Here is a 12912-nt window from a genome sequence, read left to right on the forward strand (position 1 = left end):
GTCGATTGGAAACGGCTTCGAAACGGGGAGGAAAGCGATGGGTCTGCAACATCCGTGGAGGGGGATTTTCCCGATCGCTCCGGCGGTCTTTCATGACGATGGCACACTCGACGATGACGGCAACGCCCGTGCACTGGAGTGCATGATCGACCAGGGGGTCGACGGAATCTGCATCCTGGCCAACTACAGCGAGCAGTTTCTGCTCAGCGACGGCGAGCGCGACCGGATGCTGGAGATTTCCGCAAAGACGATTGACGGCCGGGTACCGATGATCGTCACAATCAGTCATTTCAGTACCGATGTCGCCATCGAACGGGCGAGGCGGGCAAAGGCATGCGGAGCCGAGATGCTGATGCTCATGCCCCCCTATCATGGGGCCCTGCTGCGCGCCGACGAGCAGGGAACCTTCGAGCATTTCGAGCGCATCGGCTCGGCCGTCGACCTGCCGCTGATGGTGCAGGACGCACCGCTGAGCGGAGTGAACCTGTCCGTCCCCCTGCTCGCCCGCATGGCCCGCGAAATCCCGCAAGTGAGTTATCTCAAGGTCGAGATGCCGGGTACCGCCAACAAGTTGCGGGCGCTGATCGCCGCCTGTGGCGACAGCATCGACGGGCCGTTCGATGGCGAGGAAGCCATCACCCTGATGGCCGATCTCGATGCCGGTGCCACCGGCACGATGACCAGCGCGCTGCTGCCGGACCTTATCCGCCCGATCGTGTTTCACCATCTCGATGGCCGGCGGGAGGAGGCGCGCGCACTGTATGCCCGGCTGCTGCCGCTGATCAATTTCGAGAACCGTCAATGCGGCCTGCGGGCAGCCAAGGCGGTGATGAAGGAAGGTGGCGTCATCCGCAGCGACCACGTCCGCCATCCGTCGCAGCCGCTGCCCGACGCCACCCGCAGGGAGCTGCTCGAACTCGCCGGCGAGGCCAGGCCGCTGGCGCTGCGCTGGGGCAAGTGACATCCGGGATATCCGCCGCGACATGGAACGGCGGTTCCAACATATGCAACCTTTTAATCTTAATTAAGTTGTAGAAAGCATCCGACTGTCTATGGAGTCCTTCGGGATATTGACAATGGAAGGAAACATTCCTCATGAGTTCGCTATCAGGACGCCACGCAATCGTCACCGGTTCGACCAGTGGCATCGGCCACGGCATCGCCGAAGTGCTGGCTGCGCATGGATGCGACATCACGCTCAACGGTCTGGGTGACGCGGCCGACATCGAGAAACTTCGCTCGGGAATGGCCAGCAAGCACGGTGTGAATGTTCGCTACAGCAACGCCGACATGACCAAGCCCGACCAGATCAGGGCGATGGTGGCGGACGCCGAGAAGGAAGCCGGCCACGTCGACATCCTCGTCAACAATGCCGGCATCCAGTACACGGCCCCGGTCGAGGAATTTCCCTCGGCCAAATGGGATGCGATCATCGCCATCAACCTTTCCGCCAGCTTTCATTCGATCGCCGCCGCAGTCCCGGGCATGCGCAAGCGCGGTTTCGGCCGGATCATCAACATCGCCTCGGCCCACGGCCTGGTCGCATCGATCCACAAGGCCGCCTATGTCTCCGCCAAGCACGGCCTTGTCGGGCTGACCAAGGTCGTGGCACTCGAAACGGCCCGGGACCCGATCACGTGCAACGCCATCTGCCCGGGCTGGGTCCTGACCCCGCTCGTGCAAAAGCAGATCGAAGATCGTGCGGCGGAGGAGGGCAAGAGCATCGAGGACACATCCAACGAGCTCCTCGCCGAAAAGCAGCCGAGCATGCAATTCGTCACGCCCGAGCAACTGGGCGGGTTTGCCGTGTTCCTGTCCAGCGACAGCGCCGCACAGCTGACCGGTCAGGCACTGGCGATGGATGGCGGCTGGACCGCCCAGTGAGCTCCGCTGCCGATAAAAAGGGAAAAAGCGAGCCCCGGCGCATCAATCTCGCCCTTCAGGGCGGAGGATCGCACGGGGCGTTCACCTGGGGCGTCCTCGACCGGCTGCTTGAGATCGAGGATCTCGAGATCGTCGGGCTCTCGGGGACCAGCGCCGGGGCCATGAATGCCGTCGTCACGGCCAATGGCATCGCTCGCGGCGGCCGAAAGGCCGCCCGCGAGGACCTTGCCCGTTTCTGGCACATGACCATGGAAGCGGCAGCCTGGAGCCCCGCACATCCGACACCCATCGACAAGCTGGTCAGTCCGGGCAACATGGACTACTCGCCCGGCTGGCTTCTGCTCGACGCCTCCACCCGCCTGATGTCCCCCTATCAGCTCAACCCATCGGGATGGAACCCGCTACGGGACATTCTCAACGAGATGATCGATTTCGACGTCCTGCGCGAAACGGGGGTCGTCGAACTGTTCGTCTGCGCCACCAATGTCAAGACCGGCCGCGCCAAGGTATTCAGTCGCAACGAGATCACGACCGAGGCCGTGCTCGGGTCGGCCTGCCTGCCGCACATGTTCCAGGCCATCGAGGTCGAGGGGCAATATTACTGGGATGGCGGTTTCATGGGCAATCCGCCCATCTTTCCGCTCATCTACGGGACCGGTTGCGAAGACGTGATGATCGTGCAGATCAATCCGATCAACATCGACTATGTCCCGCAGACCCCTGCCGAAATCCGCGACCGCGAGAATGCGCTGTCCTTCAATTCGAGCCTGATGCTCGAACTGCGGGCGATTCACTTCGTCCGCCGGATGATCGACGAGGGACGCCTCGAACGCGGCCGCTACAAGCGGCTGAACCTGCATATGGTCGATGCGGAAGCCACGATGAGCCGGCTGACCTATTCGAGCAAACTCAATGCCGATGCGGATTTTCTCGACATGCTGTTCAAGCTGGGACGGGAAAAGACCGAAAACTGGCTCAAGGAGAACTACAGCAAGATCGGCGTCGAAGGCACGCTCGACCCTGCCCGCACCTATCTTTGACGCGCTGCAACATCAGATCCCGGATCGAATTCCTCATTCACAAAAAGCAAGACGGGCTGCCTGGAGTTCCACGACACCAGACAGCCCGCCTGCATCTCTTTTTTCCGCATTGGCAACCGTCGCCAGTGCGGGAAGACCCATGCCGCAATCAACTGGCAGCGGGAACTCCGACACCGCCACCCATCGGCTTCTTGTCCGAAGACGGCTTGAACAGGCTGCGGAACCATGCGGCCACCATGCGGCCACGCATGATACGGGCCTCCATCATGATCCGCTCGATCTCCTCGCGGCTGGGGGGATTTAGAATGAGATTGTCCTCGGTGCGCTCGCTCATCGTCATTCCTCTAACGCAGGTCATTGAACTCATGGACATCATATGCTTGTTGCACTGCAAAAATGTACCCTGACCTTCGCATGCCTGCCATGCACCGATGGGCATGACGTTCCAATTGATCCATGATGCCCCAAGCCTCGCTCATCGCGATGATTTGCATGGGATTCATCACGAATATCAGCGAAGGATCAACAGGCATCAGCGCAATCCTCCATCCGGAGCCATTCCCGATTTTGGTCATTTATTGCAATGCAGCATGCGCTGGAATGCTGTCGCCATCACAGAAACCCGTTGGCACGCCGGCCCGATGCCGGTAGCCAATACCCCTTCCCGGCACGCATACGGACCGGGTCGACATGATGGCACGAGCGCCCGGAAAAGGCCGCGGACGGAGCAGGACATGAACATCGCGGTCATCGGAAACGGAAGCTGGGGTACGGCACTGGCAATGGCGGCAGTGCGCGCCGGACACCGCCCCCGGCTTTGGGGCCGGGATCGCGAGGCCCTGAGAATAGCGGCCGAGACCCGCATGAATGCACGTTACCTCCCGGGGATACGTCTCGATCCGGCCATCACGTTCGAACCCGATATCGAGGCGCTTGCCGATGCCGACCTGCTGCTGGCCGTCGTTCCGGCCCAGAACCTGCGCCGCGTCCTCCAACCTTTGAAGAATTTCTCTGGAAGGCTGATAAGCTGCGCGAAGGGAATCGAACGCGGCTCGGGTCAGCGCATGAGCGAGATCGTTGCCGAGGTGATGCCGCGCGCGACCTGCGGCGTGCTGTCCGGCCCGTCATTCGCTGGCGAAGTGGCTGCAGGCAAGCCTACAGCACTCGTCTGCGGCGCCTGCGAAGCCGACATCGCCCGCGACAACGCCGCCGCCCTTTCCTCGTCCGGCCTGCGGCTCTACCCCTCCACCGATCTTGTTGGCATCGAGATCGGCGGCGCGCTCAAGAATGTCATTGCCATTGCCGCCGGTGCGGTCATGGGCCGCGACCTCGGCGAGAATGCGCGCGCCGCCGTCATCACCCGCGGCCTCGCGGAACTGACCCGCCTCGCCCTGTGCCTCGGCGCCCGTCCCGAAACGATGGCCGGCCTGTCGGGCCTTGGAGACCTGGTCCTCACCGCATCCAGCCTGCAATCGCGCAACACCAGTTTCGGTCATGATCTGGGACGTGGAGTTCCGGTCGGGACATTGCGCGGCACCGGCGGCAAGCTCAGCGAGGGAGCATGGACGGCAGAGGCAGCGCTCGAACTCGCCCGCCGCCATGGCGTCGAACTGCCGATCACCGAAGCCGTCGCCCACGTTCTCGAAGGCCGTCATTCGCTGGAAGACGCGATAGCCTTCCTGACCAGCCGCCCTCTCGCATCGCGAGAGTGACAAGGGCACACCGCCGGCCTCCGCCAACGTGAAATGAAACGGGCCGTGCGCCCCGGACCGTCAGGGGCTCTCGCGCCCCCGCATGAACCGCCGGGCCTGCCCCACCCAGTCCTCGCGCTGGATGCGCCCCTTGAAATCGAGCACGTCGTCGATCCGGGCGATATCGTCATCGGTGAACGCCGCCAGCTGCGCGAAACTGCGAACACCCAGACCGTGCAGGGTACGTTCCAGCTTGGGACCAATGCCCTTGATCCGCTTGAGATCGTCGGGCCTGACCTCCGGCTGCGAGAAAACCGGAACGCCGGGCTGTCGCCCGCCATCGTCGGCAGAGACAGCCTTTCCCGCTGCGGGTCGCACGTCATCCGCCGCTTTGGCGACGTCGTCCGCCCTTGCCTTTCTCCCGCCCTCCAGCAACGCAGTCCGATCGTCTTCGAGCTTGCGCCGTGCATCCGATCCGGCCGGAAGCTGGGCGATCTTCGCGTCGAGCGCATGCAGGCCGCGACGTTGCTGCAGGGCCTCGGGCGACGCAGCCGGAGCATTGTCTTCCACATGTGGCGATGATTGCCCGGAAAAGCTCATCGCCGTTTCATGCAGGGCCAGCGACGGCGACGGCATGTCGATCAAGGGCTTCCAGTCGACCGGGCGGGCCAGCCTGCCGTTCGAGGCGTCGATCAGCGCGCGGCGCTCGGCCTCAAGCTTGCGGCGTGCATCCGATCCGGCCGGAAGCTGGGCGATCTTCTGGTCCAGCTTGCGCAGGGCGCGGCGACCATGGGCCATGATATCGGTCGCCGTCTCCACCGGCTCCCTGCCGGCGGTTTTTTCTCGGGCAGCCTTGTCGTCATCGCGGTTCTCCGCCGGCGGACCGACTGCCGCCCCCGACCCGCTCCGCGACCACCCGATGGCGGCCGCATGATCATCGTCACCATCGGCCGGCTTCGCGGCGGGCGCCGATGCCGACACATGTTCAGCCTGCGCCGAAACCATCGAGCCCACGCCGCTCGCCGAGTCGGGCTTGCCGCTCCCGGTGGCCTTGGGATCATCCCCGGCTGCTCGCGGCGCATGCTTGAAGTCCCCGGGCTCCTCGTGCAGCGCCCGCGACGGGGACGGGCGATCCATGAGACTGGCCTTCATGGAAGCCGCAACGCTCGCATGGGCGCCATCCTCCGCACCCGAATGGTGCGCCGCCTGTTCCAACCTTGCGAGATGTCCACGAACCTCGTCGAGGCGGGCACGTTCGAAGGCCAGCGCATTGCGTGCCCGATCCAGCTCGCGCTCAAGCTCCACCCGTGCGGCGACCGCCTCGTCCTTCTGCGCCCTCGCCTCCCCGAGTTTACGCTCGCCTTCGTCCCGCGCCTCCAGGGCATCGCGGATGGCCGCCTCGCGCGCCAGGTGCTCGTCCTGCAGGGCAAGGAAACGTTCCTTGATTTCCAGATTGTCTTCGTTGGCGCTGCGCAACTCCTGGTTGGCATCATTGATGCGCTTGTGCCAGTGGCGCTCGCTTTCCTCGAAATGCTCCGTCCGCGACCGGCCGACATAGTACCAGCCCAGCAGGAAGCCCAGGATGATACCGATCATGAGCATCAGCAGGTCATACAGAATGTCGGTCCCGAACACGTCGTCGATCTCCTTGAAACTTCTTGCCTGCGAGGTCCGTCGACAGGGCCTTGGAGACACCGGCAAGCGCCTGACACGATCAACGGGCCCGGTTATCGAATCTTATACGGTTTCACGGCACTCGCAACCAAGCATCATTCAAACATCGGCTTGAGCACTACCTGAACGCGCCGACAGCCGATGGCCGGGAACCACCCGCCACGAACGGACCGGTCGCCAGCCTCCCGGACTCCTGCGCGAAACTGTGTCCATCGCGCCACGATACCGGCGCAATGACATGACACCCGACCGGCCGAAGGGCCTCGTCCGCGCCTTCGGCAACTGCGGGAATCACGAGTATTTTACCGGCGCCATCAGGTAAATCGCCGGCGAACGGGCAACGTCTTCAATTTACAGGACAATATATGCGAAACAACGAAAATGATACCCATAGGCTTGCAAATAAAAGAATTTACACCGACAAGGTGAGCGCCGGCGGGAAACCCGGCCCGGCACCTCGCCCCCGGAGGAACAACAGCGCGGCCCGGCACGCATCCGGTACCGTGATCCGCAGCGGGAGCGAGCCCGAAGCGAGCCGTTCAATCAATCGCCCAGAAGTCGAAGCCTCAAAAACACGCTCATACTTTTATTCTGTGGCGCCCGGAGGCAGGTTACAAACATCTAACAATCACCCCTGAACTGACGCCGAGAGGACCTGGTTATTTCTCGCTTCCGTACGTCCGCGCCCATGCCGATATTGCGTATCAGCGGTACATCGTCGCGAATACGCATAGCATTGCGGGCCTGTCGCATTTCCAATACGGCGCAACTGATCGCGGCGACCCGGTCGACGGAGTCGCTGCGCGCCCTGGCCGGGCGATGCGGTGTCGAAGTCGAGCAGCTCAGTCGCCTCGTCGACCGGGCCCGGCTGCGGCAGGTGCAGGGAGTCGGCCATACCTATGCCAACATGCTCGAAATGCTCGACATCGACACACCCGAACGACTGGCGCAAAGCCATGCGGCCGACCTTGCTCATCAGCTCAGCGAGCTCAACAAGCGCGAGATCCTCGTCCGCCGCACCCCGGGCGAGGCGGAAGTCGACCGCTGGATCGAAGGTGCACGCTACCTCGTCGGACGCTGATACGGTCGGTCAGACCACCCGTACCGGCTGTCCCTCCATGAACGCCTCCAGCGCTTCGATGGTCTGGTTCCACAACCCCTGCTGCGCCTCTTCGCTGGCCCAGGCGACGTGCGGCGTCACGATGACGTTCGGCCGATCGAGAATCGCGAGCAGCGGATTGTCGGGGGCTGGCGGCTCGCTGGTGAGGACATCGAAACCGGCACCGGAGATCAACCCCTCGTCGAGCGCACGAACCAGTGCCGACTCGTCGACCAGCCCGCCGCGGGCGCAGTTGATGACCAGGGGCTTTCGTTTCATTCTGCGGAACTCCTCCATGCCTAGCATGTTCCGGGTCGAGGATGTCAGGGGAGCGTGGATGGAAATGATGTCGGCACATTCGAGGGCATCGTTCCACGGCGTGTAGAGCGGTCCCAGCCCGTCGACCCCCTTGTGGGCGACGAACAGCGGAACCATGCCGAACGCACGGGCAATGGCTGCCACCGACTGGCCGATGGACCCCTCGCCCATGATCGCGATGGTCGAACCGGCAAGATCCCGGATGGGGTAGTCGAAATAGCAGAACGTGCCCGCCTCCTGCCAGCGGCCGGCAATGACGGAGGCGCGATAGGGCACGATCGAACGGCGCAGGGCGAGAATCAGCGCAAAGGCGTGTTCCGGCACGGTGTTGACCGCGTACCCCCGGACATTGGAGACGGTGATGCCACGCTCGCGACACGCGTCGATGTCGATGATGTCATAGCCGGTTGCCGCCACCGAGATCATTTTCAGCCGACGGGCTCCGGCAAGTGCTTCGGCGCGCACGGGCGCCTTGTTCGAAATGACCAGATCGGCATCGGCTACACGCGAGGCAACCTCATCCGGCGAAGATCGCTCATACTCGATCCACTCATGATTGAAACGCGGACGGACGACCTCCACGCCCGGCCCGAGTGTCAGACGGTCGAGAAAAACGACCCTGCATGTCATGATATCCGCTCCTCCCCGGATCGATCCGCTTGAAGGCGAGCAGCCCGGACAAAATGGCCCGTTCTCATCCAGCTGGTGGAAAAGGGGCTTGCTAAGGCGCTTGTGGCTGCTCACCATCAGCTAGCAATATCGGGAATTCGAGGGGAGGCAAGAAGCGAATGCTGTATGAATTGCGTGTCTACGACTGCTGTCCGGGCCGTCTGCCGGCGTTGCTCAAGCGTTTCGAAACGGTGACGCTCGACATCTGGAAGCGCCACGGAATCCGGCAGGCCGGGTTCTGGACGACCGTCATCGGCCCGAATAATCACCGGCTCACCTATCTTCTCCAGTGGGAGAATCTTGCTGAACGTGAAAGCAAATGGGGCGCTTTCATGGCCGATCCGGAATGGCAGGAGAAACGCGCCGCAAGTGAGGCGGAAAAGCCGATCGTCGCCAATGTTTCGAGCGAGATCCTGACACCGACGGCGTTCTCAAGCGTGAAATAGTACGGCAGCGTCATTCCGACAGCAGCCAATTCGGGGTCGCACGTCGATTTCGTCGCGGAATGATTGCCAGTCCGGGCAGGAACGTGCGATCCTTCAGGGCAAATGGCAAGGGCCGGCCAATCCATAGATTCAACAGTGTCCTGAAGGGATTTGGGCAATGAATCCACTGATCGGAGCTCTCGCGACTGGCCTTGTCGTTGGTGTTGCATGCGTCCCGCTGCAGGATGCGGCCGCCCAGACGAAAGTCAACTTCGCCATTGACTGGAAGTTCGAGGGTCCGGCCGCGCCTTTCACCGTGGCCCTCGACAAGGGCTACTACGCCGATGAGGGACTCGACGTCTCGATCGACAGTGGCTCGGGGTCGTCCCAGACAATTCCACGCATCGCCACCGGCAATTACGATCTGGGTTCGGGAGACCTGTCAGCCCTTGTCAAATTCAAGGACCAGAATCCCGATGCTGCGGTGCAGTCGGTCATGGTGCTCTACGATGCCCCCGCCTATTCGATCGTCTCGCTCGCGGGCAGTGGCATCGATCCCTCGGACCCAAAAAGTCTCGAAGGACACAGGCTCGGCGCTCCTCCGCCTGATTCGGCATTCGCCCAGTGGCCGGGATTCGTGAGGATCAATGATATCGACGAGAGCGCGGTAACCATCGAGAGCATCGGGTTTCCCGTGCGGGAACCCATGCTGGCGGCCGGCGAGGTCGACGGCATCTTCGGGTTCTCGTTCTCGTCATTCCTGAACCTCAAGTCCAAGGGCGTTCCGGCCGGCGATATCAGGGTCATGCTGATGTCCGATCACGGATTGGCCCTCTACGGCAACATGGTGATCGCCAATACGGACTTTGCCAGGGAACATCCCGAAGCGGTGAAGGGCTTCATTCGGGCAACGATTCGCGGCCTGAAGGAAACCATCGCCGATCCGCAGGCGGCTATTGCCTCGATCACCAGCCGCAATGACGTCGCCCGGGAAGAGGTCGAGGTCGAGCGACTGGAGATGGCGCTGCACGACAACATCGTTACCGAACGGGTGAAGGAAAACGGCTTTGGCGCGGCGAAAATCGACCGCCTCGAAACCAGTCTCGACCAGATCGGCATCGGCTACGATTACGTCAACCGCCCTGCCGTCGCCGATATCTACACATCCGATTATCTGCCGGATGTGTCGACGCGGATGCTGAGATAGCGGTCGCATGGCGTTCGTCGAACTGAATGGGGCCTCGCTCGCCTACAGGACGCGCGATGGCGAGGTCCTTGCACTCGACCGTGCCGATATCTCGGTAGCGGAAGGGGAATTCACCGCCGTGGTCGGCCCGTCCGGCTGCGGCAAGTCCACCTTGATGAAACTCGTCACCGGACTGCGACCGCCCACGCACGGATCCGTCAGCGTCAACGGCTCGCCCGTCAGGGGACCGCTCAAGATCGCCGGCATGGCGTTCCAGAACGCCACCCTGCTCCCGTGGCGCAACGTCCGCGAGAACGTTCTCCTTCCGCTGGAAATCGTCAAACCGCACCGTTCCCGCATCCGCAAGGATCGCAGGATGTATGAGGAACGCGCAGACGCCATTCTCGACACGGTCGGGCTCAAGGGTTTCGGCGACCGCTTCCCCTGGGAACTGTCCGGTGGCATGCAGCAGCGTGTTTCCCTATGCCGCGCCCTGGTCCACGAGCCGAAGCTGCTCATGCTCGACGAACCGTTCGCCGCGCTCGACGCCTTCACCCGCGAGGAGCTGTGGTGCGTCCTTCGCGACCTGTGGCAGCAGCAGCGCTTCACCTGCATCCTGGTCACCCACGACCTGCGGGAGGCCGTTTTCCTGGCCGATACCATCCACGTCATGAGCGCCCGTCCGGGCAGGATCCTCCATCGCCACGTCGTCGACATTCCCCGTCCGCGTTCGCTTGAGGTACTCTACGAACCGGCCTGCGTCGACATCGTCCACACGCTGCGTCTCCAGATCGCCGGTGTACGCGAGCCATGACCGCCGAACGCCTGGCTCCCCTGTTCATCACCATCGGCCTGTTCGTCGTCTGGGAGGTCGCCTGCGTCGCCTTCGACATGCCGTCCTATGTCCTGCCGCGGCCATCGGAAGTCTTCGCCGAAATGTGGCACTTCAAGGGTGCGATCTTCTTCAACTCGCTGCAAACCCTGTGGACGACGCTGGCGGGCTTCGTCATTGCCATCGGCTTCGGGCTTGCCCTCGGCGTCTTCATCGGCTGGTCGCGCACCATCTACAACGGCCTCTATCCCGTAATGGTCGGCTTCAACTCGATCCCCAAGGTCGCGATCGTCCCGATCCTCGTTCTCTGGTTCGGCGTCGGCGCCGTTCCGGCCATTCTCACGGCCTTCCTCATCAGTTTCTTTCCCATCGTCGTCAATGTCGCCACCGGCCTCGCGACGCTTGAGCCGGAGATGGAGGATGTGCTGCGGGCACTTGGCGCCAGCAAGCTGGAAATCATGACGAAGGTCGGCATTCCCCGCTCGATGCCGTATTTCTTCGGCTCGCTCAAGATCGCCATCACCCTGGCCTTCGTCGGGGCAATCATCAGCGAAACCATTGCCGCCAACTCCGGTCTCGGCCACCTCATGCTCCAGGCCCAGGCCAATTTCGAGGTTCCGCTGGTTTTCGGCTGCCTCATCGCCCTGGCAATCCTGGGCATCGCCATGTACGCCATCTTCGCCCTTCTCGAACAGCACATGACCGGATGGGCGTTCCGCAGCGGCATCAACGCGGGATAGGTCTTTCCGTCGTCCCGGAAACCCCCGAATATGCATGGGCAGACTTGAGCGATTGCTGATCTTCGCGAAAAGTTGATATTTTACGCATCAATAACAACTTAAAATTGAAAAATTTAACAATTGTTAACCATCCCGGCCGATAAATCGGATGCGAATGCAATATTGTTCGGGGAAAGCGATGGTAGCGGCCGGAATCAATGTCAGGGCGAGGGACGAAACCCTCAAGGATCAGTTGCAGAACGGGAGTTCCGGATCACAGGTAACCGGGAGCAGCCAGGGCCAGTTCGGGCTTGCCCACGCCCTCAATCTTGCGAGCAGGAAAAGCGACCGGAGCGTTTTCGACCTGGCGGCCGAGTTTTTCCAGTTGAGCCGTGGTCGTGGTCATCTGTCAATTCAGGAATATCTCCAGTACGGAGTCTATGATCGCACCCGCCACGATCGCGACTCGCGGCAGCGCTTCCTCACCAATCGCCTGCACTGGCCGATCACACGGGCCGTATGCGACATGACCTGGCAGGCGAGCACCGAGGACAAATGGCTCTGTTCGCATATCCTGTCGAGAAGTGCGATCGAGATCCCCGAGACGCTGGCCATCATCGACCGGGGCCATCGCAACTATCCCGATACCCGGACCATCAGGACGGCCGATCAATTCCGGGAGTTCACGAAAACCGACGGCCAACTGCCGTTCTTCGGCAAGGAAAACCGGGGAATTTGCAGTCTGGGCGCCTTTCTCGTCACGGCAGTCGATACCGACAGGGTCCAGATCTATGGCGAGGGCTGGCTCGACCACGAGACATTCTTCAACGAATATATCGGCGGTACCAGCTATATCCTGCAGCGCCAGGAAACCAATCATGACGCTCTGGCCCAATATACCGGGCATCTCGCCACCATACGACTGTGTATTCTCGCCGGAGAACAGGACGTCGACATTCCCTTTGCCGTCCTCAAATTGCCCGGCGGCAGCAATTTCACCGACTCGTTCTGGCGTTCCGGCAACCTTGCCTGCGGCCTCGATCCGCTGAACGGCACAATCCAGACCCTATGCGAAAAGGATGGCTGTTTCGTCCAGGAGCACGATCGACATCCGCGCACCGGCGTCGCGCTCAAGGGTGAGCGTGTCCCGATGTGGGATCGCGTGGTCGAACTCGCCCGGTGCTGCGCGTCGATTTTCCAGCCTGTACGTTACCAGTCCATGGATATCGCCGTCACGCCATCCGGCCCCAGGCTGATCGAGGTCAACACGGGCGGCGGCTTCGACCTGCCGCAACTGGCGACACGGACCGGCTTTCTCACCGATGGCGTGATCGCCCATTTCCGTCGCTTCGGTTACACGGGACTTTGAAGGTGA

General features: G+C 62.2%; 14 protein-coding genes. 10 read left to right on the forward strand and 4 right to left on the reverse strand.

Annotated elements, in window-relative coordinates; genetic code table 11:
• Positions 1 to 37 precede the first annotated feature (37 nt).
• The 3 genes from H6851_01635 (at position 38) to H6851_01645 (ending at position 2924) form a co-directional block, all read left to right on the forward strand.
• Positions 38 to 961, forward strand: coding sequence for a dihydrodipicolinate synthase family protein (locus tag H6851_01635; protein ID MCB9942312.1), 924 nt, complete (start codon positions 38 to 40; stop codon positions 959 to 961).
• 134 nt (positions 962 to 1095) lie between these two features.
• On the forward strand, positions 1096 to 1884 hold the full coding sequence (locus H6851_01640) for a 3-hydroxybutyrate dehydrogenase (protein MCB9942313.1): 789 nt from the start codon (positions 1096 to 1098) through the stop codon (positions 1882 to 1884).
• Entirely contained in the window at positions 1881 to 2924 is a 1044-nt protein-coding gene (locus H6851_01645) for a patatin-like phospholipase family protein (GenBank protein ID MCB9942314.1), read from the forward strand. Before H6851_01640 ends, H6851_01645 begins: the two co-directional genes overlap by 4 nt.
• 148 nt (positions 2925 to 3072) lie before the next feature.
• Here H6851_01645 and H6851_01650 read toward each other — a convergent pair whose 3' ends face one another.
• Together H6851_01650 and H6851_01655 are read right to left on the reverse strand one after the other, a co-directional pair.
• Entirely contained in the window at positions 3073 to 3258 is a 186-nt protein-coding gene (locus H6851_01650) for a hypothetical protein (GenBank protein ID MCB9942315.1), read from the reverse strand.
• Positions 3259 to 3268: 10 nt separating this feature from the next.
• Positions 3269 to 3499, reverse strand: coding sequence for a hypothetical protein (locus H6851_01655; protein MCB9942316.1), 231 nt, complete (start codon positions 3497 to 3499; stop codon positions 3269 to 3271).
• 159 nt (positions 3500 to 3658) lie between these two features.
• Between H6851_01655 and H6851_01660 the strand changes: the two genes are divergently transcribed.
• A complete protein-coding gene (locus tag H6851_01660; GenBank protein ID MCB9942317.1) occupies positions 3659 to 4636 on the forward strand; it encodes an NAD(P)-dependent glycerol-3-phosphate dehydrogenase in 978 nt (325 codons plus the stop codon).
• 60 nt (positions 4637 to 4696) lie between these two features.
• Here H6851_01660 and H6851_01665 read toward each other — a convergent pair whose 3' ends face one another.
• Positions 4697 to 6250, reverse strand: a complete 1554-nt coding sequence (locus H6851_01665) for a hypothetical protein (GenBank protein MCB9942318.1) — start codon at positions 6248 to 6250, stop codon at positions 4697 to 4699.
• Positions 6251 to 6977: 727 nt separating this feature from the next.
• Between H6851_01665 and H6851_01670 the strand changes: the two genes are divergently transcribed.
• Positions 6978 to 7370, forward strand: a complete 393-nt coding sequence (locus tag H6851_01670; protein MCB9942319.1) for a DUF4332 domain-containing protein — start codon at positions 6978 to 6980, stop codon at positions 7368 to 7370.
• Positions 7371 to 7379: 9 nt separating this feature from the next.
• Here H6851_01670 and H6851_01675 read toward each other — a convergent pair whose 3' ends face one another.
• Positions 7380 to 8336, reverse strand: coding sequence for a D-2-hydroxyacid dehydrogenase (locus H6851_01675; protein ID MCB9942320.1), 957 nt, complete (start codon positions 8334 to 8336; stop codon positions 7380 to 7382).
• A 158-nt stretch (positions 8337 to 8494) separates the two neighbouring features.
• Between H6851_01675 and H6851_01680 the strand changes: the two genes are divergently transcribed.
• The 5 genes from H6851_01680 to H6851_01700 all read left to right on the forward strand — a co-directional run bounded on the left by H6851_01680 (position 8495) and on the right by H6851_01700 (position 12906).
• Positions 8495 to 8821: an NIPSNAP family protein gene (locus tag H6851_01680; protein MCB9942321.1), complete on the forward strand. Its 327-nt coding sequence runs from the start codon at positions 8495 to 8497 to the stop codon at positions 8819 to 8821.
• 157 nt (positions 8822 to 8978) lie between these two features.
• Positions 8979 to 10007, forward strand: a complete 1029-nt coding sequence (locus H6851_01685) for an ABC transporter substrate-binding protein (protein MCB9942322.1) — start codon at positions 8979 to 8981, stop codon at positions 10005 to 10007.
• 7 nt (positions 10008 to 10014) lie between these two features.
• Positions 10015 to 10800, forward strand: a complete 786-nt coding sequence (locus tag H6851_01690) for an ABC transporter ATP-binding protein (GenBank protein ID MCB9942323.1) — start codon at positions 10015 to 10017, stop codon at positions 10798 to 10800.
• On the forward strand, positions 10797 to 11558 hold the full coding sequence (locus H6851_01695; protein ID MCB9942324.1) for an ABC transporter permease: 762 nt from the start codon (positions 10797 to 10799) through the stop codon (positions 11556 to 11558). The genes H6851_01690 and H6851_01695 overlap by 4 nt, the downstream gene beginning before the upstream one ends.
• 178 nt (positions 11559 to 11736) lie before the next feature.
• On the forward strand, positions 11737 to 12906 hold the full coding sequence (locus H6851_01700) for a hypothetical protein (GenBank protein MCB9942325.1): 1170 nt from the start codon (positions 11737 to 11739) through the stop codon (positions 12904 to 12906).
• Positions 12907 to 12912 lie beyond the last annotated feature (6 nt).

Source organism: Geminicoccaceae bacterium, assembly GCA_020638465.1.
In the GTDB taxonomy this organism is placed as follows: domain Bacteria; phylum Pseudomonadota; class Alphaproteobacteria; order Geminicoccales; family Geminicoccaceae; genus JAGREO01.

What these genes read in the sequence shown, in the direction of transcription:
- H6851_01675 (MCB9942320.1), bottom strand. Translation starts at nt 8,336, where the DNA reads ATGACATGCAGGGTCGTTTTTCTCGACCGTCTGACACTCGGGCCGGGC.
- H6851_01655 (MCB9942316.1), bottom strand. Translation starts at nt 3,499, where the DNA reads ATGACCAAAATCGGGAATGGCTCCGGATGGAGGATTGCGCTGATGCCT.
- H6851_01660 (MCB9942317.1), top strand. Translation starts at nt 3,659, where the DNA reads ATGAACATCGCGGTCATCGGAAACGGAAGCTGGGGTACGGCACTGGCA.
- H6851_01680 (MCB9942321.1), top strand. Translation starts at nt 8,495, where the DNA reads ATGCTGTATGAATTGCGTGTCTACGACTGCTGTCCGGGCCGTCTGCCG.
- H6851_01690 (MCB9942323.1), top strand. Translation starts at nt 10,015, where the DNA reads ATGGCGTTCGTCGAACTGAATGGGGCCTCGCTCGCCTACAGGACGCGC.
- H6851_01640 (MCB9942313.1), top strand. Translation starts at nt 1,096, where the DNA reads ATGAGTTCGCTATCAGGACGCCACGCAATCGTCACCGGTTCGACCAGT.
- H6851_01670 (MCB9942319.1), top strand. Translation starts at nt 6,978, where the DNA reads ATGCCGATATTGCGTATCAGCGGTACATCGTCGCGAATACGCATAGCA.
- H6851_01685 (MCB9942322.1), top strand. Translation starts at nt 8,979, where the DNA reads ATGAATCCACTGATCGGAGCTCTCGCGACTGGCCTTGTCGTTGGTGTT.
- H6851_01695 (MCB9942324.1), top strand. Translation starts at nt 10,797, where the DNA reads ATGACCGCCGAACGCCTGGCTCCCCTGTTCATCACCATCGGCCTGTTC.
- H6851_01650 (MCB9942315.1), bottom strand. Translation starts at nt 3,258, where the DNA reads ATGAGCGAGCGCACCGAGGACAATCTCATTCTAAATCCCCCCAGCCGC.
- H6851_01700 (MCB9942325.1), top strand. Translation starts at nt 11,737, where the DNA reads ATGGTAGCGGCCGGAATCAATGTCAGGGCGAGGGACGAAACCCTCAAG.
- H6851_01635 (MCB9942312.1), top strand. Translation starts at nt 38, where the DNA reads ATGGGTCTGCAACATCCGTGGAGGGGGATTTTCCCGATCGCTCCGGCG.